Here is a 19,513-nt window from a genome sequence, read left to right as displayed (position 1 = left end):
ATTTGCTTCTACCCGCGCAAGCTCACCGGCCCGCGTCGAACGCGCAAAGCAAATCCCCCGCGCGACGGTTCAGCCCGAAACGAACCCGCGTTGGGCGCCTGCCCCCCTTTTCAAAGTGGGCACCGATTCAAAAGGAGGCGCCGAATTCCGGCAGCAGCGCCGCATCGATAAGAGGCAGTTCCCCCTTTGGAAAAGGGGGGGGGGCAGGGGGGATTTGCTTCTACCCCACCAACTTGCTGGCAATCCGAAACCCCGCCAACCAAACCCCGATACCCGTACCGATATTGGTCAGCATGAAATTCAAAACCACGCGCGCCACCCGATTGCGATACCACCCCTTCACCGTCTGCGCATCGTCGCGCAAGGCCATGAAATCGCCGTAAGCCGGCTTGCGGCGATGCACTTCCACCAACGCGCTCAGCGCGCCGGTCGGAACGCCGGGACGGAACGGCTTGAGCGGCGCGACCACAGCGGCGGTGATGATGCTCAAGGGATGGCCGCCGGCGATCAGGCAACCCAGCGCGGCCAGACCGCCGGTGAACAGCACCCACTGCAGCAGCAGGTCCGCGCCCATCGCCGCGCCGCCCTTCCAGAAGCCCCAGCCGATGCCGGCCAGGATCAGCGAGGTGATCACGATCATCACCCACGGCACCTTGCTCTTGGTCTGCACCTGCTCCAGCGCGGTGCGCTGCGCGATCGGGTCTTCCTTGTCTTCGCGCAGATGCTTGGCCAGACCCTGCAGGTGGCCGGCGCCGATCACCGCCAGCACTTCGCGCGACTCGCCGACGGTTTCGCGCAGGCGCGCGGCCATGTAGCTGTCGCGCTCGGCGATCACGGTTTCGTACAACTGCGGGCTCTCGGCGGCGAACTCGCCGAAGCTCGATTCGAGCATGTCGCCCTGCTTGAGCTTCTCGATTTCTTCCTCGCCGACCTCATCGGCGGCGAACAGGCTGCTGATCAGGCCGACGCCGAGCTTGGCCCGGCCCCAGAAACCCAGCCGCTGCGAAGCGCGGCGGAAGGTCAGGCCGACTTCGCGGTCGATCAGATGCACCGGCAGCTCGCGCTGGCGCGCTTCCAGCACCGCGCGCTTGAGTTCGGCGCCCGGTTCGATGCCCAGTTGCTCGGCCAGCCGGCGCTGATACGCGGCCAGGGCCAGATTGGCCGCGAACAACGCGGTCTTGCCCGAGCGGATCACCTGGATCAGGTCGAGCTTGGCCAGTGCGTCCGGATCGGTCAGCGCCTGCAGGCGCTGGGCATCGAGCTCGACCGCGACCGCGTCGTACCGGCCGCTGCCGATCGCGTCGCGAACCGCATCGACGCTGGCCTGGGAGACGTGCGCGGTGCCCAGCAGGGTGTAGCGGACGCCGTCTCGTTCGACGATGGCATGCGGTTGGCCTTGCAGGCCGTCGTTCAGCGGTTCATTCATTCGGGATCGGGCTTCTGGGCTCGCGCGGCGAAGTGCTGTGCCGGAGCACAGAAAGGCCCGCAGCATAGAGGCTGCACGGGGTGCCGGCAAACCCGCGACGGCGGTCTCGGCAAGGCCCGCGGCGGCTGCCCAGGCGGGCGCCGGTCACCGCCGCCACCGGCTAAAGCGCGGTTCGGCGGATCGGTTTGCCGAATGAGCGAACGGCCTGGCCGAAGCGGGAGGGGGAGCCTCGGCCAGACCGATCGCGTTTGCTCGTCGGCTTTACGTTGTTAGATGAGCCGCGCGGCTTGAACAGCGCGGCGCGAACTCGAACGACAGCGCGGCTCGGACAACGCCGCTGCGTCAGGCGAACCCGTAAGGCAGGTTTTCGCTCGAAACCACTTTGTCGCCGACCTGCTCGCCGTGCAGGAACCGCAGTGCCGCGCCGATCACGTTGCCGTCGTCGGCGATGCGGTTGTGGCCCAGCCCCTGCGTGCTCAGCAGGCGCGAGTCCGGCCAGTAACGCGCGTAGCGTTCGCCTTCCGACCAAGGCACTTCGCGATCGTCCAGGTCGTGCACGATCAATGCCGGACTGGCGATGGTCGGCGCATTGCGATGCGCCTGCTGCGAATCGAAGCTGATGCCGATGTGCGACTCGTAGTAAGCGAACATGCGCCGGCAGATATCCTCGCCGACCCACAAAAAGCGCGCAAAACGCTTCACCGCGGCGACCGGATCGGCGGCCGGCGCGATCAGCACCACGCGTTCGGCGCGCATGCCGCGCGCCATTGCGAGCAGCGCCGCCGCGCCGCCCAGCGAATGGCCGATCACCAGCGCCGCCGGGCCGTAGTGCTCGCCGACCGCGAACAGGTGACGGGTGAAATCGGGCAGGGTGGCCAGGCGCCCGCCGCTGCGGCCGTGGCCGAGCTGATCGAAGGCGACCACGGCGTAGCCTTCCGCGCGCAATTGCGGCAACCACTTGGCGACGCGGGTGCCATGGCTCGACCAGCCGTGTGCAAACAGCACATACGGCTGCTGCTGCGGATCGCCCCAGACATAGGTGGCGATGGCGTGGCCGTCGATCTGGAGAGTCTCTTCGCGCGCACCGAAGGTAGGCGCAGCCAGGGCGCGCCGGCGCGAGGACGCGAACGGCGTGCAGAACAGCGTCGCGGCGCGGTGCATGGTCGCGTTGGGCGCGAGCCAGGCGCCGAGCAGGAAGCCGAAACGCAGCCGGTAGAGCTTGATTGCATTACGAACGGTCGTGCTAATTTTGGCGATAAGCGGATACATGACGGAACCTCGTCGGTCGCTCAGGCGGTGGGGGAAGCGTAGGAGCGGATCAGGCGCTCGAAGGCGCGGCGGCCGCGTTCGGTGGCCGAGTCGTAACCGAACAGACCCGAGTCGTGGTGCACGACCAGGGCCAGTCCGTAGATTTCGAACGCCAGCTGCGCGGTATCGGTGTCGGCGCCGAGTTCGCCGCTGTCGATGGCCAGTTGCACGGCCTTGCCCAGGACCTGATACCAGCGTTTTTGCTGATCGACCACGGCGGTGCGCAGGGCGCCGGGGCGGTCGTCGTACTCGCTGACCGCGCCGAGCAGCACGCAGCCGCCCTCGGTGTGGCGGGCCCAGTCGAACCAGTTGTCGGCGATGGCGCGCAGCCGCGGCAGACCGCGCGGCTGCTTCAGCGCCGGCATCATCACGTAATCGACGAAGCGCTGGCTGGCCATGTCCAGCACCGCCAGTTGCAGATCTTCGCGCGAGCCGAAGTGGGCGAATACGCCGCTCTTGGACATGCCCACCGCGGCCGCGAGCGGGCCGATCGACAAGCCTTCCAACCCGGCCGAGCAAGCGATGCCGTAGGCCTGGTCGAGGATGGCCTCGCGGGTGGCGGCGCCTTTATTGGTGGCGGTCAGAGCTGACATGGGGCGAAAATAGCACGTCCGTTCGTTTTATTGCGACCGTTCGTCGGTCGAACGGGCAAAGTCAGCATAGCGAGTTCGAGGTGCCGCAGCCGGGCCGTGCGGCACACAGAATGTGTTCAATTGTGTTTGCCGAGGCCGGCGCGGCGTTGGGCGCTGTTGCGGGGTGCGCGCGCCGCGAGCCGCGACAGCGCGTCAGCCGCGCGACGTGGGTGAAACGCCTAGCGCAGCGGCAGCCCGGGCACGTTCTCATCCGGCTCGCCGACCTTGCCGTCGCCGAGCGCGAGTACCATCTGCACGGTATCGAGCCAGCGCCCGTGCTTGCGGCCGATGCCGGGAAACACCCCGGCCAGCTGGAACCCGAGCCGCTCGTGCAGGCTCACCGAGGCCGCGTTGCTGCCGTCGCCGATCACCGCGACCATCTGCCGGAAGCCCAGCGCGGTGCAGTCCTGGATCAGCTGCCGCATCAGCGCGCGGCCGACGCCGCGGCCGTGGCAGGCGGGTTCGACATAGACCGAGTTCTCCACCGTCCAGCGATAGCCGATGCGGGTCCGGTACGAGGTCGCATAGGCATAGCCGGCGAACGTGGCGGCGCCGGCATCGACGAACTCCGCGACCAGATAGGGATAGCCGGCCTCGACGATCGCGCGCCAGCGACGACGCATTTCGGCGTCGTTGGGCACGTCGTACTCATAGGTCGCCACGCCCTCGCGCACTTCGCGGGCGTACAGCGCGGCGATCGCGGCCAGGTCGGCCTCGACGGCCGGGCGCAGCCGCAACTCGGGGTGCGGCGCGGCGCTCAATCGCGATACCGCTTGAGCAGGTCGCCGTAGGCGTCGATGCGGCGGTCGCGCAGGAACGGCCAAATCCGCCGCACCTGCTCGCTGCGGCCCAGATCGACTTGCGCCATCACGATTTCCGGCTCGGCGGTCTTGGCTTGCGCAAGGAACTCGCCCTGCGGCCCGAGCACATGGCTGGAGCCCCAGAACTGGATGCCCGAGGCGCCGATCGGCGAGGGCTCGTGCCCGACCCGGTTGACGCTGAGCACCGGCAAGCCGTTGGCGACCGCGTGGCCGCGGTGGCTGAGGATCCAGGCCATGCGCTGGCGGTCTTTTTCGTCCTGCTGATCGTCCGGGTCCCAGCCGATCGCGGTCGGGTACAGCAGCAGTTCGGCGCCGGCCAGCGCCATCAGCCGCGCGCCTTCCGGGTACCACTGGTCCCAGCACACCAGCACGCCGAGGCGGCCGACCGAGGTCTGGATCGGCTCGAAGCCGATATCGCCCGGAGTGAAATAGAACTTCTCGTAGAAGCCCGGATCGTCCGGGATGTGCATCTTGCGGTACTTGCCGGCGATGGAGCCGTCGGCTTCATAGACCACCGCGGTGTTGTGATACAGCCCGGCCGCGCGGCGCTCGAACAGCGAGCTGACCAGCACCACGCCGTGCTGCTTTGCCAGCGCGCCCAGGCGCTGCGTGCTCGGGCCCGGGATCGGCTCGGCCAGATCGAACTCGGCCACCGACTCGTGCTGGCAGAAATACGGCCCGTTGTGCAGTTCCTGCAGCAGGACCAGCTTGGCGCCCTGCTTGGCGGCTTCGCCGACGCGGCTTTCGATGTTGGCCAGGTTGGCCTCGCGCGAGCCGTGGTCGCGGTCCTGGATCAGGGCGACGGGGAGGGTGGTGTGCTTCATCGAATCGGATCCGTTTTCGTTGGACGCTATGGTAGCTTGCCGGCCATGAGCGGACTCACTCGCAGCCCACGCGGCCGGCGCTTTGCGGCGGCTGCATTGACAGCGCTGGCGCTGTCTTCATCCATCCAGGCCGCGGCCGGCGAAGCCGGATCGAGCCGCTATTCGAGCCTGATCGAAAAAGATTGCACGGCCGCGCCGGTGCCGAAGGACGAGGAAGGGCAAGGCGGCAGTTCGGTCTGCCCGGGCGTGGACGGCTATCGCTTGCAGGTGCTCGACGGCGATGCGCGCATGTCGATCGATGTGGTGACGCCGGCCGGCAAGATCCTGCCGCTTGAGTTCTGGAGCACGGTGGGTTCGGGGTTCAGCAGCCTGGGCAACTCCGCCGAGTGGCGTTATCCGGCGTCCGGCGGCCGTGTCCCGAAGGCCTTGATCGTGCGCCTGAACATCAGCGAGAACCCGGAGCGGTCCGAGCTCACCACGTCCTATCTGGTGGTCAGCAAGCTCGGCGCCGACAGCGCCTGCGTGACCGCCAAGGTCGCGCCGGGCAAGGGGCAGAACGAAGCGGCACGCAAGGCGGCGGATATCGCGCCCGCTGCGCCGTGCCTGCGCTCGAAAGACTGAGGCGGCCCGCCGCCGGGCGGGCACCGTTCGAATCGATTCGTACCGGCCGCAGGGCGGGGCGCCGAAGCGGCCCCGCTCAAGCGGATCAGCCGGCGACCACGCCCTGCGGCAGCTGCATGGTCACGCAATGCAGGCTGCCGTTCTGCCAGATCAAGGGCCGGCAGGGCACGGCGACGATCTCGCGATCCGGGAAGGCCTGCGCCAGCACCGCCTGGGCTTCGCCGTCGCGGGCGTCGCCGTAGGCCGGCATCAGCACGGCTCCATTGATGATGAGGAAGTTGGCGTAACTGGCCGCCAGTCTTCGGTTTTCGTCGATGATCGGCTGCGCCCACGGCAGCGCGAACAGGCGGTAGGGTCGGCCGTCGCGGGTGCGCAGGGCGGCCAGCTCGGCGGCCATGGCCTGCAGCTCGGGATAGTGCGAGTCGGCCGGGTCGTCGCAACCCTGGTAGACGATCGCATCCTCGGCGGCGAAGCGGGCCAGGGTGTCGATATGGGCGTCGGTGTCGTCGCCTTCCAGGTAGCCGTGATCCAGCCACAGCACCCGGTCCTGCTGCAGCCAGGCCGACAGCTTGGCGGTGATCTCTTCGCGGCTGGCGTCGGGGTGGCGCTCGTGCAGGCACTGCCAGGTGCTCAGCAAAGTGCCGGCACCATCGGTCTCGATGCCGCCGCCTTCCAATGCAAAATCAATATTTTGGCGATCACTCTTCGCGAAGATTCCCTGGTCGTGCAGGCGTTCGACCAGCAGATCGTCCTGGCTGGCGTCGAACTTGCCGCCCCAGCCGGTGAAGCGGAAGTCGAGCAGGCGGAAGCCGTCGCCGGCCTTGAGCGTGATCGGGCCGGAGTCGCGCAGCCAGGTGTCGTCGTAGGGCGCATCGATGAAGCGCACCCGCTCCATGTCGATGCGCGCCGAGGACAGGCGCGCGCGGGCGTAGGCCTGGACGTCGTCGTCGGCCACGCAGATCAGCACGGGTTGGAAGCGGGTGATGGCCGCGACCAGGGCGATGTAGGTCTCTTCGACCTCGCCCAGGCGTTGCGCCCAGTCGGTGTCGGCGTTCGGCCACGCGATAAGGACCGCGGACTGGGGTTCCCACTCCGCGGGGAAGCGCAATGCGTTGTTAGTCATAACCTCAAAGGATAGGCGGTTTCGGCCCGACTTCGTTGGCGTCGGCCTTGTTCGCGACCACGTCGATCACCCGGCTCTTCTCGAAATACACGGTGAAGGCCGGATAGACCCAGCGGTTGATCTGCGGCCACTGCTTCTTCTGGCCGCCGCGCGCATCCAGGCGCTGAGTGGGCTCGCCGTAGCGGGCCTTGACCTGGTCCATGCTCTGGCCGCGCGAGGGCAATGCGGACTTGCCCTCCTGCTGCACGCGCTGGATCAACAAAGTCTCGGCCGAGGCGGTGCCGCAGAGGGCGAGCAGGGCGAGCAGCGGTGCAACGGCAATGCGCAGTTTCATGGCAAATCCACCTCGTCAAAGGACGCGGGATTCTAGGCACAAGGTGACGCTTAACGGCAGCGTGCGGCCGTCACGGTTTTGCGAAGCTGGGGGCGAAAGGGGTGGAATAACGAAGAAAGCCGCCTCGCGGCGGCTTTCGACTTGAACCTCGGGCGGCGGCTGACGCCGCCGGCGAGTCTTAGCGCTGACGCGCCTTGAAACGCGGGTTCGACTTGCAAATCACGAAGACCTTGCCGCGGCGGCGGACGACTTTGCAGTCGCGGTGACGGGCCTTCGCCGACTTCAGGGAGGACAGGACCTTCATGACAGACCTCGGCAAAAAATAGGTGGAAGAAGCGGGGTGGAAAAGTTAGCCCGCGATTATAGAGGACAAATCTTCGCCGGATCAAGTGCTTGCGTAGAAAAAATCCAGCCGGCGCCGGCGAAGGGTCTTGGAAAGCGGCAATTGCCCGGATAAAGCGGGCCGGCGCAGCGCCGGATCGGCCGGCCGCGGCGGCGATCGCGCCCCGGTCCGGGCGGCGCGAGCGCGGCGCAGGATAGCCGATCCATCCGCCGCCGAATCGAAACCGCGTCCGGCCGCCGCATAATAGGCCGCATGAACAGCGCATCTTCCGACAACAGCAGCATCCCCGTCCTCACCATCGACGGGCCCTCGGGCTCGGGCAAGGGCACCATCAGCCGTCTGGTCGCGCAGCGACTGGGCTGGCATTACCTGGACTCGGGCGCCTTGTACCGGGCCGTCGGCGTCGCCGCCGGTTGGGCCGACCTGGACCTGGCCGACCCGGCGGCCCTGGTTCGCTGCGCCTTCGACACCCGTATCGGCTTTCGCGACGACGAAGCCGGTGAGCTGCGGGTGCTGGTCAACGAGCAGGACGCCACCGACGAATTGCGCACCGAAACCGCCGGCGCGGCCGCCTCGGCGATCGCCGCGATTCCGGAGGTCCGGGCCGCCCTGAAGGACCGCCAGCGTGCCTTCCGCCAGCCGCCGGGGCTGGTCGCCGACGGTCGCGACATGGGCACGGTCATCTTCCCGGACGCCCCGTTCAAGGTCTTTCTGACCGCCAGTGCCGACGAGCGCGCGGAAAGGCGCTATAAGCAGTTGAAAGACAAAGGGGTTTCAGTTACTTTAGATGGTCTGCTGCGGGAGATTCTTGCCCGCGACGCCCGTGACGCCCAGCGCGCGGTGGCTCCCTTGCGACCGGCTGAAGATGCCGTCCGCATCGATACCACCGGGCTTGGAATCGACACGGTAGTCGAACAGGTGCTGGCGTTGTTGCCTGCGCGCTGAACGACGCGGCGCGAGCCGGGCGCTGTCGCAGCGGAAGGCGTTACCCCCAACCATCCCATCGCAATTCCGCGATGGATCAACCACAACACATGATGCAGTTCCACCGCATCACATAACGGGTGGGTCGACCACGTTCTGCTTGCGTTGCCACGACGGCAACGATGTCAAACGGTGCGATCCGTGTGTTCAACTGAGATATTCAATCCAATGACCGAATCATTTGCCGAACTGTTCGAAGCCAGCCAGCAATACCTGGCCAAGCTGAAGCCGGGCGCGATCGTCACCGGTACCGTTGTGGAAGTCCGCAGCGACGTGGTGGTGATCAACGCGGGCCTGAAGTCTGAAGGCATCGTGCCGATCGAACAGTTCCGTAACGACGCCGGCGAGATCGACGTCGCCGTGGGCGACGAAGTCAAGGTCGCGCTCGACTCGATCGAGAACGGCTTCGGCGAAACCGTACTGTCGCGCGAGAAGGCCAAGCGCGCCATGGTGTGGGACGAGCTCGAAGAGGCGCTCGAAAAGAACGAAACCATCACCGGCCGCATCAGCGGCAAGGTCAAGGGTGGTTTCACCGTCGACATCAAGGATGTCCGCGGCTTCCTGCCCGGTTCGCTGGTGGACGTGCGCCCGGTGCGCGACTCGGCCTACCTGGAAGGCAAGGAACTCGAGTTCAAGCTCATCAAGCTGGACCGCAAGCGCAATAACATCGTCGTCTCCCGCCGCGCGGTGGTCGAGAGCGAGTACAGCGTCGAGCGCGAACAGCTGATGGAGAAGCTGCAGGAAGGCGCGATCCTCAAGGGCGTGGTCAAGAACCTCACCGATTACGGCGCGTTCGTGGACCTGGGCGGCATCGACGGCCTGCTGCACATCACCGACATGGCGTGGAAGCGCGTGCGTCACCCGTCGGAAGTCGTGGAAGTCGGTCAGGAACTCGACGTGCGCGTGCTCAAGTACGACCGCGAGCGCAACCGCGTCAGCCTCGGCCTCAAGCAGCTGGGCGAGGATCCGTGGGACAACATCGCCCGTCGCTACCCGGCCAACACCCGCGTGTTCGGCAAGGTCAGCAACGTCACCGATTACGGCGCGTTCGTCGAGATCGAGCCGGGCGTCGAAGGCCTGGTCCACGTCTCCGAAATGGATTGGACCAACAAGAACGTCAACCCGTCCAAGATCGTGCAGGTCGGCGACGAAGTTCAGGTCATGGTGCTGGACGTCGATGAAGAGCGTCGTCGTATCTCGCTGGGCATGAAGCAGGTCACCTCGAACCCGTGGGAGACCTTCGCGGCCATCCACAAGAAGGGCGACAAGGTCGAAGGCCAGATCAAGTCGATCACCGACTTCGGCATCTTCATCGGCCTGGACGGCGGCATCGACGGCCTGGTGCACCTGTCGGACATCAGCTGGAACACCACCGGCGAAGACATCGTGCGCAACTTCAAGAAGGGCGACACGCTGGAAGCCGTGGTTCTGGCCGTCGATCCGGAGCGCGAGCGCATCTCGCTCGGCGTGAAGCAGCTCGAGCAGGACCCGATGGGTCAGTACGTGGCTTCCAACGCCAAGGGCACGATCGTCAAGGGCGTGGTGAAGGAAGTGGACGCCAAGGGCGCCACGATCGAACTCGCCGACGGCATCGAAGGCTACGTCGCCGCGCGCGACATCGCCAAGGAACGCGTCGAGGATGCCTCGCAGTACCTGAAGGTCGGGCAGGAAGTCGAAGCCAAGATCATCGGCACCGACCGCAAGGGTCGCAGCATGCAGCTGTCGATCAAGGCCAAGGACGAAGCCGAGCAGCAAGAGGCGCTGGCGGACTACAACCGTCACTCCGAAGCGGCCACCGGCACCACCAGCCTCGGCGCGCTGCTGCGCGAGCGTCTGGGCGGCAAGTCCGAGTAATCGCGGTATCGCCTGCCGTCCCGGTCCTGCCGGGGCGGCGGCAACAGGTAACAACGGCGCCGCTGGCCGGCGCCGGTTTTTGCAGTCAGAGGTAAGGCAGTGCGGTCCGGCGGTTGCCGGACGGCGCTACCTCCGCCAGGGCGGCCCGGCCAAGCCGGTCCGCTCCGGCCTGCGGCAGGGGATCGCGCATGAGCGCGGTGCCGCATCTTCTTCAACGACCTTCTATAAGGCCAGGCAACACTCCGCATGACCAAATCCGAGCTCATCGAGATCCTTTCGCAGCGTCAGGCCCACCTCAAGGGCGACGATGTGGATCTGGCGGTGAAGGCCTTGCTGGAAATGATGGGCGGTGCCCTGTCGGCCGGCGAGCGGATCGAGATTCGCGGTTTCGGCAGCTTCTCGCTGCACTACCGTCCGCCGCGCCTGGGCCGCAACCCCAAGACCGGCGAATCGGTCGCGCTGCCCGGCAAGCACGTGCCGCACTTCAAGCCCGGCAAGGAATTGCGCGAGCGCGTCAGCGGCGTAACGCCGTTGGACGAGGAAGCCTGAGAGCGGTTGAGCAGTGAGTTGAGAGGAGTGAGAAGTGAGCGAAAGCCGCTTCTCGCCGTCCCTCCCATGCCCGACAGCGCCTAGCCTGCACCCGGACGGCTCGGTCCCGATGCCTTCGGCTTTTTACTCGTTCCTCACTCCTCTGAACTATTCGCTGCTCCCAAAGTCGGCCGCAGCCCCCGCATGCCCCCTATACGCGGTGTCCATCCGTGTCCGTTAAGCTAGGCGCGACACGCACGAGATCGTGCACGACTGATCGGAACCCCACATGCGCGTGATCCGTCTCCTCATCGCCCTGGTCTTTCTGGCCACCGGCGCGATCCTGGGCGCCCTCAACCGGCAACTGGTCAGTATCGACCTGGGCATCGGCTTCATTCCGGCGACCTCGCTCGGCATCGCCCTGATCGTGGCGCTGCTGATCGGCGCCTTGATCGGCGGCCTGGCCATCAGCGCCAGCGTCGTGCTGCCGCTGCGCCGCCGTCTGGCCCGCGCCGAACGCGACGCGCGCGGCGGCCCGGCGACCAGCGCGCCGACGCTCACCGGTCCCGAGGTCTGAGCATGGAATTCATCAGCCAGTGGTTCTGGTTCTTCCTGTTGTTGCCGATCGCCGCCGTCAGCGGCTGGGTGATCGGCCGCCGCGGCGGCGAACGCCATAGCGACAATCAGGTCAGCCGCCTGTCCACCACCTATTTCCGCGGCCTGAACTACCTGCTCAACGAGCAGCCCGACAAAGCCATCGAGTTGTTCCTGCACATCGCCGAACTCGACAAGGACACCTTCGAAACCCAGGTCGCGCTCGGCCATCTGTTCCGCCGCCGCGGCGAAGTCGATCGCGCGATCCGCCTGCATCAGGCGCTGGTGCAACGCCCCGGGCTGAGCGACCAGCAGAAGGTGCAGGCGCTGCTGGCGCTGGGCGAGGACTACATGCGCTCGGGCCTGCTCGATCGCGCCGAAACCGTCTTCAGCGATCTGGTCGCGCTGGACATGGCGCCGCTGGCCTTGCGCCACCTGATCGGCATCTACCAGTCCGAACGCGACTGGGACAAGGCGATCGAGAACGCGCAGCGCTTCGAAGCGGCGACCGGCGAGCCGATGGGCAAGCTGATCGCCCAGTTCGAATGCGAACTGGCCGACCGTTATCGCGCCGCCGGCGACAGCGACGCGGCGCGCGCCGCGGTCAAGCGCGCCTACGAGGCCGACGCCAATTCGGTGCGCGCCGGCATGCTGGAAGGACGGATCGAAGTCGAGGCCGGCAACGACACCGCGGCGATCCGCGCCTTCGAAAGGGTGGCCCGCGCCGATCCGGACTATCTGCCCGAAGTGCTGCCGGCGCTGCTGAGCTGCTACGAGCGCAACGGCGATCCGACCGGCGCGCGCGCGTTCCTGGCCGAGATGTGCGAACACTACCGCGGCATCGCGCCGGTGCTGGCGCTCACGCGTATGGTCGAGGCCGAGGACGGCGTGCCGGCCGCGCGCGCGTACCTGGCGCGCCAGCTCAAGGATCGCCCGTCGGTGCGCGGCGAGGCCGCGCTGATCGACCTGACCCTGGCCGAGAACGCCGACCCGCTGGCGACCCTGCACGATCTCAAGCACATCACCGACCAGTTGCTGGTGCGCAACCCCAGTTACCGTTGCAACCGCTGCGGCTTCGGCGCGCGCAGCCATCACTGGCAATGTCCCAGCTGCAAGGAATGGGGTTCGATCAAGCCGCTGCTGAATTACGCGGTGGTCTGAGTCATGGGGTCATGGATCGCGATCTTCGCGGCGCTGGGCGCGGCGGGCACCTGGCTGGCGCGCGCCTACGCCTTGCGCCGCAATATGGTCGACGAGCCCGGCGAGCGCCGCAGCCACGCCGTGGCCACGCCGCGCGGCGGCGGCATCGCCATCGTCGCCGCGCTGTTGGTCGCGGCGATCGCGCTGGGCCTGCGCTTTCCTTCCTACGCGCCGAAGGCGCTGGTGTTCGGGCTCGGCCTGAGCCTGGTCGCGGCGATCGGCTGGGTCGATGACCACCGCCCGCTGTCGCCCTGGCTGCGCCTGGGCGTGCATGCGCTGGCGGCGGCCTTGCTCGCCTTCGCGCTCTGGCACGGCGGCAGTCCGAACTGGCTGGTGCTGGCCGCGTTCGTGTTGGCGCTGGGCCTGACCAACGTGTGGAACTTCATGGACGGGATCAACGGCCTGGCCGCTTCGCAGACCGTCCTGGTCGCGCTGGCGGTGGCCTGGATGGGCGGCGGGGAGGTCTGGCGCTGGCTGGCGCTGGCCCTGCTGGCCGCCAGCCTGGGCTTTCTGCCGTTCAATTTCCCACGCGCGCGGATCTTCATGGGCGATGTCGGCAGCGGCGCGATCGGCTTTGCCGTGGCGGGGCTGATCGTGCTGGGGGCCGACGCGGCCCGGCCCTGGCGCGGCATGACCCTGGCGCTGCTGCTGATCCCCCTGGCCGCATTCATGGTCGATTCCAGCCTGACCTTGCTGCGGCGGGTAAGGCGCGGCGAACGCTGGTGGACCCCGCACACTCAGCACGCCTATCAGGTGTGGGCCAGGCGCATCGGTCACGCCCGAGTCACCTTTGCCTATGCGGTTTTCACGGGGCTGGCCGTAGCCTCCCTAAGCCTTGTGACCGAAGTCCGATTCGGTTTCATGCTGTGTATGGGAGCCGGGTGGTATATATCCGGCGCTTTTTTTTGGTGGCTGATCCAACGGACCGAAACCGGTTCCGGCGGCGCGGACAGCTGAGCGAACCGACGATATGTATTGCAGACGAGGCAGGGAATGAGCTCATTGCGTGATCGACTCAAGAGCGGACTGCCCCGATTGGCGGTGGTCGCGCACGATCTCGCGATGGTCTGGCTGGTCTGGCAAGCCCTGCACAAGCTGCGCTTCGGCATCGTCGCCACGCCGCCGCCCCTGCCGCTGTGGTCCACCGAGATCGCCCTGGTCCTGGCCGCGCAAGGCCTGGTGTTCTGGCAGGTCGGTCTGTACCGCGGCCTGTGGCGCTTCGCCGGCGTCCCCGATCTTTGGAACATCTTCAAGGCCTGCATGCTGGGCCTGTTCGCGATCGTGCTCGGCCTGTTCCTCTACAACCGCGTCGACCAGGTGCCGCGCACGGTGCTGGTGCTGTATCCGCTGGTGCTGATGGGCATGCTCGGCGCGCCGCGCCTGTTGTACCGCGCCTGGAAGGACAGCCGCATCGACAATGCCAACTCGGTATCGGTGCGCATCCTGATCCTCGGCGCCGGCCGCGCCGGCGAAGCGCTGGTGCGCGACCTGCGCCGCTTCGGCACCTATCACCCGGTCGGTTTCCTCGACGACGCCGCGCGCCTGCGCGGCAGCAAGGTGCAGGGCGTGCCGGTGCTGGGCAAGGTCGATGACGTCGCCGAAATCGCCCGCGAGACCGCGGCCAAGCTGCTGGTCATCGCGATGCCCTCGGCCGACGCCAACGCGATGCAGCGCATCGTCATGGCCTGCGAACGCACGGCGGTGCCGTTCCGCATGGTGCCGCGTCTGCAGGACGTGCTGGAAGGGCGTTCGCTGCCGGGCGAGCTCAAGGAAGTCGCGATCGAAGACTTGCTCGGCCGCAAGCCGGTGTTGCCCGACTGGAAGGCGATTCGTGGCTGGCTGGGTTCGCGCTCGGTGTTGGTCACCGGCGCCGGCGGTTCGATCGGTTCGGAACTGTGCCGCCAGTGCGCGCGCCACGGCGCCGGCCGCATCGCTCTGATCGAGATCGACGAACTGGCCCTGGTCACCACCGAGACCGCGCTGCGCCGCGATTTCCCCGACGTCGAATTCATCCCGATCCTGGGCGACTGCGGCGACAAGGCCGTGATCGAATACGCGCTGAAGCTGGCCGAGCCCGATGCCGCCTTCCACGCCGCCGCCTACAAGCAGGTGCCGCTGCTGGAAGCGCAACTGCGCGAAGCGGTGCGCAACAACGTGCTGGCCACCGAAACCGTCGCGCGCGCCTGCCGCGCCGCCGGGGTGGGCACCTTCGTGCTGATTTCCACCGACAAGGCGGTCGATCCGGTCAACGTGCTCGGCGCGACCAAGCGCCTGGCCGAGATGACCTGCCAGTCGCTGGCCGACCAGCGCAAGACCCGCTTCGTCACCGTGCGCTTCGGCAACGTGCTCGATTCGGCCGGCAGCGTGGTGCCGCTGTTCCGCGAACAGATCCGTAGCGGCGGCCCGGTCACTGTCACCGACCCGGAAGTCACGCGCTTCTTCATGACCATCCCGGAAGCCTGCCAGCTGATCCTGCAGGCCTCGGCGATCGGCACTCACGAAGCCATCTACACCCTCGACATGGGCGAGCCGGTACCGATCCGCCTGTTGGCAGAGCAGATGATCCGCCTGGCCGGCAAGCAGCCGGGACGCGACGTGGCCATCGTCTACACCGGCCTGCGCCCGGGCGAGAAGCTGCACGAGACCTTGTTCCACGCCGACGAGCGTTACCGCCCGACCGTGCATCCCAAGATCCTGCAGGCCGAGCCGCGCGACGTGTCGACCAGTTCGCTGGAGCATTCGCTGCAGCAACTGCGCGAGGCCTCGATCCGTTACGACCGCGAAGCGCTCGGCATCTTGCTGCGCATCGCCGTTCCGGAGTTCCAGCCGGTGGGTGAACACCCGGATTACAAGGAATCGGCTACCGTGGTCGCATTCCCCGCCCGTAACGCCAGGAAGATTTGATGGCTGCACGCATCCGCAAAGCCGTTTTTCCCGTCGCCGGCCTCGGCACCCGATTCCTTCCCGCCACCAAGACCGTTCCCAAGGAAATGCTGCCGATCATCGATCGGCCGCTGATCCAGTACGCCGTCGATGAAGCCATCGAAGCCGGCTGCGACACGCTGGTGTTCATCACCAATCGCTACAAGCACGCGGTCGCGGATTACTTCGACAAGGCCTACGAGCTCGAACACAAGCTCGAACGCTCGGGCAAGCTGGAACAACTCGAACTGGTCCGCAACGTGCTGCCGCCGGGCGTGCGCGCGGTGTTCGTGACCCAGGCCGAAGCGCTGGGCCTGGGCCATGCGGTGTTGTGCGCCAAGGAAGTGATCGGCAACGAGCCCTTCGCGGTGCTGCTGCCCGACGACGTGATCTGGAATCGCGGTCCCGGCGCGCTCAAGCAGATGGCCGACGCGGCCCAGGCCACCGGCGCCAGCGTGATCGCGGTGCAGGACGTTCCGCACGAGCAGACCGGCAGTTACGGCATCGTGGCGACGCAGAGCTTCGACGCACGCCAGGGTCGCATCACCGCCATCGTCGAGAAGCCCAAGCCCGAGGTCGCGCCCAGCAACCTGGCCGTGGTCGGCCGCTACGTGCTCAATCCGGGCATCTTCGAACTGCTGGAAAACACCACTCCGGGCGCCGGCGGCGAGATCCAGCTCACCGACGCGATCGCGACCTTGCTCCAGCGCGAGACCGTCAACGCCTACCGCTTCCAGGGCACGCGTTTCGATTGCGGCACGCATATCGGTTTGATCGAGGCGACCATCCGCTACGCGCTGGATCACGAAAAGCTCAGCGACTCGGCGCGGCAGCTGATGCAGAACGCGCTGGCCGAACTGGGCGTGGAAGACCTGGAATAAGCGCTGCGGCATTCTCTCCGGACCCTTCTCCCGAAAGCGGGAGAAGGTGGCCCGAAGGGCCGCATGAGGGCCCGCGAGGTTTCACGATTGCGGCGATGCCGGCAGTTGCGCACCCTCACCCCAGCCCTCTCCCGCGCGGCGGGAGAGGAGGCTCGAAGCAAGGCATGTATGGGTCGGTTCGCTTCTCACCGCCGCTCAGCTGAGCCAGAACCACGCCGCCAGCGTCGCGGCCGCGAAACCTCCCGCGGCATACAACGCGATCCCACCCATGCGCTCAGTGCGTCGCGACCAGTCCTGGGCGGCGCGATCGCGCAGCACGCGCACGTCGCGATAGGTTTTCCATTCGCGCGGCGGAAAGCGGTTTTCCGCCTGCGCGGCCGCGCCCAGGCGACGCAGGCTGCGGCCCCACAGGGACAGCGGCAGCGACGGCGCGAACACCACGCCGGCGATCGCCCAGCGCAGCCAGCGCCGCGCCTGTTCGGCGTCGCCGGCCTGCACGTGGCTCTGCACGACCTGCAGCCACCCGTGCAATTGCCACAGCCCGACCGCGCACAGGCCGACTATCGTCGACAACAGCCACAGGCTGCGTCTGCGGTAGGCTAAGTCGGCGCGGTGGATTTCCATCGTCTCGATCCCGGCAAGCGACGGCACGGTCCGCGATGGACGGCGCTGCGGTCGCAGGCCGCCATCAAACCGTTCCGACCCGTCCATGTCCATACCCGCCGAAAACTATTACCGCGCCAGTGTCGGCCACGACCGCCGGTGGCCGCCGCTGGAAGGCCCGGCGCAGGCGAGGGTGTGCGTGATCGGCGGCGGCTTCGCCGGGCTCAACACCGCGTTGGGACTGGCCGAACGCGGCGTCGACGACGTGCTGCTGATCGAGGCGCAGCGCATCGGCCATGGCGCCTCCGGACGCAACGGCGGCTTCGTCTTCGGCGGCTTCTCGCGCGGCGAGGACGCGCTGCTGCGCGAGCTGGGGCCGCAACGCGCGCGCGCCCTCTACGCCGGCAGCCTGGAGGCGGTCGAGCTGATCCGCTCGCGCATCCATCGCCACGGCATCGACTGCGATGCGACCGAGGCCGGCATCATCTGGGCCAACTGGTTCCGCGATCCGGACGTGCTGCGCTCGCGCCAGCGATTGCTGGCCGAACACTACGACACCCACTGGCAATGGTGGCCGCGCGAGCGCCTGCGCGAACGCGTGCGCAGCCAGCGCTATCACGATGCCTTGTTCGAACCGCAGGCGTTTCATTTTCATCCGCTCAAGTACGCGCAGGGCATCGCCGCGCTCGCAGCCGAGCGCGGCGTGCGCGTGCACGAGGGCACCGCGGCGCTCGCGCTCGAACGCGGCCCCTCGGGCTGGCGCGTGCGCACCGAGCGCGGCGAGATCCATGCCGAGCAGGTGGTGCTGGCCTGCGGCGGCTATCTGGCCGGGCTGCGACGCGAAGTCGATGCGGCGGTGATGCCGATCGCGACCTATGTGATGGTGACCGAGCCGCTCGGCGATCGCCTGGACAGCGCGCTGCGCACGCGCGCGGCGGTCTACGACAGCCGCTTCGCCTTCGACTACTACCGGCCGCTGGCGGACACGCGGCTGCTGTGGGGCGGGCGCATCTGCGTGCGCGAGCGCTCGCCGCGGCAGGTGCAGCGCCTGCTGTATCGCGATCTGCTCAAGGTATTTCCGCAACTGGCCGGGACCCGGGTCGATTACGCCTGGTCCGGGCTGATGAGTTACGCGCGGCACCAGATGCCGCAGATCGGCCGGGTCGATGACGGCCTGTGGCTGGCGCAGGCCTTCGGCGGCCACGGCGTCGCCCCGACCACGTTCGCCGGCGAAGTGCTGGCCGCGGCGATCGCGCACGGCGACGAGCGCTGGCGCGAATTGTCCGATTACGGTCTGGTCTCGGCGATGAAACCCGCCGGTCTGCTGGCCGCGCAGCTGAGCTACAGCTGGGCGCAGTTCAAGGACCGATGGAAAGACATGACAGAAGGAAGCAAACGATGAGTCACGGCAATGCGGGCGAGGGCGGCGGCGAACAGGCGCACGGCCTGATCGCGTGGAGCGATTTCGAGAAGGTGCTGATCTGCGCCGGCACGGTCACCCAGGTCGAGGAATTCCCGCAGGCGCGCAAGCCGGCGTGGAAGCTGTGGGTGGATTTCGGCCCGCACGGGCTGCGCAAGACCAGCGCGCAGATCCGTCATCTGTATTCGGCGGAAGAACTGCTCGGACGGCAGATCGTCGGGGTGATCAATTTTCCGCCCAAGCAGATCGGGCCGTTCGTGTCCGAGTTCCTGCTGACCGGTTTCCCGACCGAGGAGGGCGTGGTGATCACCACCATCGAACGGCCGGTGCCGAACGGAACGCGGCTGGCCTGAGGTCACTGCGCGGTGCGGGGCTTAGCGCCACAAAGCGCTCAAGCTTGCGCCGTTGCTGCGGATTGGCCGCAGCGAAGACACAACTTACGGGCCCGGTTGCCACTCCCGGGCCACACCAATACAAAGCGGGCCGCAAATTAATCGGGTTCATTAAGTAAATTTAATGCCACTAACACGCAATAGCGGCACATCGATTGCTAGCATCCGGCTGCGATCCACATTCCGGTCGCGTTTCAGGGAGATCCTCTATGCGCCGTACGCTCGCCGTTTCGCTCGCTTCCCTCCTTCTGTCCTTGAGCCTCGGCGCCGTCGCCGCGCCGCAGCCCGCGCCCGCCACCCAGCCCGCACCCACGACCAAGTCGGCGCCGGCCGCCACCACCGGAGCCAAGCCCATCGCCGCAGCCCCCGCCAAGTCGGCGCCGGCCAAGGCCGCGACCGAGCGTTGCCGCGACGACAAGGGCAAGTTCATCGCCTGCGCCAAGAAGGCCGAAACCAAGCATTGCCGCGACGCCAAGGGCAAGTTCACCGCCTGCCCGAAGTAAGCCGCGCCGCATCGGCTCGCGTTTTATTTGCCAGACCGCCAGACCGCCAGACCGCCGGTCGCGCGCTTGCGCGGCCGGCACTGACGACCCGCTCCGGCGGACGATCAGCGTCCGCCAGGGTTTTTCCTGAGATCCGGGCCGTCGCCGAGGCGGCGGAATCGCCCGACGGATCGGCAACGCAAGCCGAGGCCACTGGCAGC

Annotated in this window: 21 protein-coding genes; 12 read left to right on the top strand and 9 right to left on the bottom strand. The window is 67.3% G+C overall.

Annotated features, from left to right (window positions below):
* Positions 1-220 precede the first annotated feature (220 nt).
* The 5 genes from LG3211_RS13230 to LG3211_RS13210 all read right to left on the bottom strand — a co-directional run bounded on the left by LG3211_RS13230 (position 221) and on the right by LG3211_RS13210 (position 5,011).
* Positions 221-1,426, bottom strand: a complete 1,206-nt coding sequence (locus LG3211_RS13230) for a TraB/GumN family protein (RefSeq protein ID WP_057943251.1) — start codon at positions 1,424-1,426, stop codon at positions 221-223.
* A gap of 342 nt (positions 1,427-1,768) precedes the next feature.
* Complete coding sequence (locus LG3211_RS13225) at positions 1,769-2,695, bottom strand: alpha/beta hydrolase (protein WP_057943250.1); 927 nt, start codon at positions 2,693-2,695, stop codon at positions 1,769-1,771.
* A 20-nt stretch (positions 2,696-2,715) separates the two neighbouring features.
* Complete coding sequence (locus LG3211_RS13220) at positions 2,716-3,327, bottom strand: TetR/AcrR family transcriptional regulator (protein ID WP_057943249.1); 612 nt, start codon at positions 3,325-3,327, stop codon at positions 2,716-2,718.
* A gap of 218 nt (positions 3,328-3,545) precedes the next feature.
* Positions 3,546-4,127 carry a GNAT family N-acetyltransferase gene (locus LG3211_RS13215; RefSeq protein ID WP_237049758.1) on the bottom strand — a complete coding sequence of 194 codons (582 nt, stop codon included), beginning with the start codon at positions 4,125-4,127 and terminating at the stop codon, positions 3,546-3,548.
* Complete coding sequence (locus tag LG3211_RS13210; protein ID WP_057943248.1) at positions 4,124-5,011, bottom strand: carbon-nitrogen hydrolase; 888 nt, start codon at positions 5,009-5,011, stop codon at positions 4,124-4,126. The genes LG3211_RS13215 and LG3211_RS13210 overlap by 4 nt, the downstream gene beginning before the upstream one ends.
* A gap of 45 nt (positions 5,012-5,056) precedes the next feature.
* On the opposite strand from LG3211_RS13210, the gene LG3211_RS13205 reads away from it, so the two are divergent.
* Positions 5,057-5,632, top strand: coding sequence for a hypothetical protein (locus tag LG3211_RS13205; RefSeq protein ID WP_148648892.1), 576 nt, complete (start codon positions 5,057-5,059; stop codon positions 5,630-5,632).
* A gap of 85 nt (positions 5,633-5,717) precedes the next feature.
* On the opposite strand, the gene LG3211_RS13200 is transcribed toward LG3211_RS13205, so the two are convergent.
* From LG3211_RS13200 to ykgO, 3 genes are all read right to left on the bottom strand, one after another.
* Positions 5,718-6,755 carry an agmatine deiminase family protein gene (locus LG3211_RS13200; protein ID WP_057943246.1) on the bottom strand — a complete coding sequence of 346 codons (1,038 nt, stop codon included), beginning with the start codon at positions 6,753-6,755 and terminating at the stop codon, positions 5,718-5,720.
* 4 nt (positions 6,756-6,759) lie between these two features.
* On the bottom strand, positions 6,760-7,089 hold the full coding sequence (locus tag LG3211_RS13195) for a hypothetical protein (protein WP_057943245.1): 330 nt from the start codon (positions 7,087-7,089) through the stop codon (positions 6,760-6,762).
* A gap of 178 nt (positions 7,090-7,267) precedes the next feature.
* A complete protein-coding gene (gene ykgO / locus LG3211_RS13190) occupies positions 7,268-7,393 on the bottom strand; it encodes a type B 50S ribosomal protein L36 (protein WP_010342887.1) in 126 nt (41 codons plus the stop codon).
* A gap of 291 nt (positions 7,394-7,684) precedes the next feature.
* On the opposite strand from ykgO, the gene cmk reads away from it, so the two are divergent.
* The 8 genes from cmk (at position 7,685) to galU (ending at position 16,395) form a co-directional block, all read left to right on the top strand.
* Complete coding sequence (gene cmk, locus LG3211_RS13185) at positions 7,685-8,377, top strand: (d)CMP kinase (protein ID WP_057943244.1); 693 nt, start codon at positions 7,685-7,687, stop codon at positions 8,375-8,377.
* Between the two features lie 207 nt (positions 8,378-8,584).
* Positions 8,585-10,270, top strand: a complete 1,686-nt coding sequence (gene rpsA / locus LG3211_RS13180) for a 30S ribosomal protein S1 (RefSeq protein WP_057943243.1) — start codon at positions 8,585-8,587, stop codon at positions 10,268-10,270.
* A gap of 246 nt (positions 10,271-10,516) precedes the next feature.
* Positions 10,517-10,819, top strand: coding sequence for an integration host factor subunit beta (locus LG3211_RS13175; protein WP_031371666.1), 303 nt, complete (start codon positions 10,517-10,519; stop codon positions 10,817-10,819).
* A 268-nt stretch (positions 10,820-11,087) separates the two neighbouring features.
* Positions 11,088-11,375: a lipopolysaccharide assembly protein LapA domain-containing protein gene (locus LG3211_RS13170; protein WP_057943242.1), complete on the top strand. Its 288-nt coding sequence runs from the start codon at positions 11,088-11,090 to the stop codon at positions 11,373-11,375.
* A 2-nt stretch (positions 11,376-11,377) separates the two neighbouring features.
* A complete protein-coding gene (lapB, locus tag LG3211_RS13165; RefSeq protein ID WP_057943241.1) occupies positions 11,378-12,553 on the top strand; it encodes a lipopolysaccharide assembly protein LapB in 1,176 nt (391 codons plus the stop codon).
* A gap of 3 nt (positions 12,554-12,556) precedes the next feature.
* A complete protein-coding gene (locus LG3211_RS13160; protein ID WP_057943240.1) occupies positions 12,557-13,549 on the top strand; it encodes an MraY family glycosyltransferase in 993 nt (330 codons plus the stop codon).
* Between the two features lie 36 nt (positions 13,550-13,585).
* Positions 13,586-15,496: a polysaccharide biosynthesis protein gene (locus tag LG3211_RS13155; protein ID WP_057943239.1), complete on the top strand. Its 1,911-nt coding sequence runs from the start codon at positions 13,586-13,588 to the stop codon at positions 15,494-15,496.
* Positions 15,496-16,395: a UTP--glucose-1-phosphate uridylyltransferase GalU gene (galU, locus tag LG3211_RS13150; protein ID WP_057943238.1), complete on the top strand. Its 900-nt coding sequence runs from the start codon at positions 15,496-15,498 to the stop codon at positions 16,393-16,395. Before LG3211_RS13155 ends, galU begins: the two co-directional genes overlap by 1 nt.
* A 195-nt stretch (positions 16,396-16,590) precedes the next feature.
* Here the strand turns inward: galU and LG3211_RS13145 are convergent, their stop codons facing one another.
* Positions 16,591-17,019: a hypothetical protein gene (locus LG3211_RS13145; protein ID WP_057943237.1), complete on the bottom strand. Its 429-nt coding sequence runs from the start codon at positions 17,017-17,019 to the stop codon at positions 16,591-16,593.
* 85 nt (positions 17,020-17,104) lie between these two features.
* Between LG3211_RS13145 and LG3211_RS13140 the strand changes: the two genes are divergently transcribed.
* The 3 genes from LG3211_RS13140 (at position 17,105) to LG3211_RS13130 (ending at position 19,313) form a co-directional block, all read left to right on the top strand.
* The gene (locus LG3211_RS13140) at positions 17,105-18,400 is read left to right on the top strand and encodes an NAD(P)/FAD-dependent oxidoreductase (RefSeq protein WP_057943236.1); all 1,296 of its coding nucleotides are present in this window, start codon (positions 17,105-17,107) and stop codon (positions 18,398-18,400) included.
* On the top strand, positions 18,397-18,771 hold the full coding sequence (locus tag LG3211_RS13135; protein ID WP_057943235.1) for a tRNA-binding protein: 375 nt from the start codon (positions 18,397-18,399) through the stop codon (positions 18,769-18,771). Before LG3211_RS13140 ends, LG3211_RS13135 begins: the two co-directional genes overlap by 4 nt.
* A 248-nt stretch (positions 18,772-19,019) precedes the next feature.
* The gene (locus LG3211_RS13130) at positions 19,020-19,313 is read left to right on the top strand and encodes a hypothetical protein (RefSeq protein WP_057943234.1); all 294 of its coding nucleotides are present in this window, start codon (positions 19,020-19,022) and stop codon (positions 19,311-19,313) included.
* The last annotated feature ends 200 nt before the right edge of the window (positions 19,314-19,513 follow it).

The organism is Lysobacter gummosus (assembly GCF_001442805.1).
Lineage (GTDB): Bacteria > Pseudomonadota > Gammaproteobacteria > Xanthomonadales > Xanthomonadaceae > Lysobacter > Lysobacter gummosus.
Note: the sequence above shows the minus strand (reverse complement) of the source record. Positions and strands in the feature narration are given on the sequence as shown.

Bases quoted from the DNA above. Each gene is read 5' to 3' on its own strand.
- LG3211_RS13160 (WP_057943240.1), top strand. From the start codon at position 12,557: ATGGGGTCATGGATCGCGATCTTCGCGGCGCTGGGCGCGGCGGGCACC.
- LG3211_RS13210 (WP_057943248.1), bottom strand. From the start codon at position 5,011: ATGAAGCACACCACCCTCCCCGTCGCCCTGATCCAGGACCGCGACCAC.
- LG3211_RS13135 (WP_057943235.1), top strand. From the start codon at position 18,397: ATGAGTCACGGCAATGCGGGCGAGGGCGGCGGCGAACAGGCGCACGGC.
- LG3211_RS13200 (WP_057943246.1), bottom strand. From the start codon at position 6,755: ATGACTAACAACGCATTGCGCTTCCCCGCGGAGTGGGAACCCCAGTCC.
- LG3211_RS13140 (WP_057943236.1), top strand. From the start codon at position 17,105: ATGTCCATACCCGCCGAAAACTATTACCGCGCCAGTGTCGGCCACGAC.
- lapB (WP_057943241.1), top strand. From the start codon at position 11,378: ATGGAATTCATCAGCCAGTGGTTCTGGTTCTTCCTGTTGTTGCCGATC.
- LG3211_RS13205 (WP_148648892.1), top strand. From the start codon at position 5,057: ATGAGCGGACTCACTCGCAGCCCACGCGGCCGGCGCTTTGCGGCGGCT.
- LG3211_RS13155 (WP_057943239.1), top strand. From the start codon at position 13,586: ATGAGCTCATTGCGTGATCGACTCAAGAGCGGACTGCCCCGATTGGCG.
- LG3211_RS13230 (WP_057943251.1), bottom strand. From the start codon at position 1,426: ATGAATGAACCGCTGAACGACGGCCTGCAAGGCCAACCGCATGCCATC.
- LG3211_RS13220 (WP_057943249.1), bottom strand. From the start codon at position 3,327: ATGTCAGCTCTGACCGCCACCAATAAAGGCGCCGCCACCCGCGAGGCC.
- LG3211_RS13130 (WP_057943234.1), top strand. From the start codon at position 19,020: ATGCGCCGTACGCTCGCCGTTTCGCTCGCTTCCCTCCTTCTGTCCTTG.
- LG3211_RS13170 (WP_057943242.1), top strand. From the start codon at position 11,088: ATGCGCGTGATCCGTCTCCTCATCGCCCTGGTCTTTCTGGCCACCGGC.
- ykgO (WP_010342887.1), bottom strand. From the start codon at position 7,393: ATGAAGGTCCTGTCCTCCCTGAAGTCGGCGAAGGCCCGTCACCGCGAC.
- LG3211_RS13175 (WP_031371666.1), top strand. From the start codon at position 10,517: ATGACCAAATCCGAGCTCATCGAGATCCTTTCGCAGCGTCAGGCCCAC.
- LG3211_RS13145 (WP_057943237.1), bottom strand. From the start codon at position 17,019: ATGGAAATCCACCGCGCCGACTTAGCCTACCGCAGACGCAGCCTGTGG.
- LG3211_RS13225 (WP_057943250.1), bottom strand. From the start codon at position 2,695: ATGTATCCGCTTATCGCCAAAATTAGCACGACCGTTCGTAATGCAATC.
- cmk (WP_057943244.1), top strand. From the start codon at position 7,685: ATGAACAGCGCATCTTCCGACAACAGCAGCATCCCCGTCCTCACCATC.
- galU (WP_057943238.1), top strand. From the start codon at position 15,496: ATGGCTGCACGCATCCGCAAAGCCGTTTTTCCCGTCGCCGGCCTCGGC.
- LG3211_RS13195 (WP_057943245.1), bottom strand. From the start codon at position 7,089: ATGAAACTGCGCATTGCCGTTGCACCGCTGCTCGCCCTGCTCGCCCTC.
- rpsA (WP_057943243.1), top strand. From the start codon at position 8,585: ATGACCGAATCATTTGCCGAACTGTTCGAAGCCAGCCAGCAATACCTG.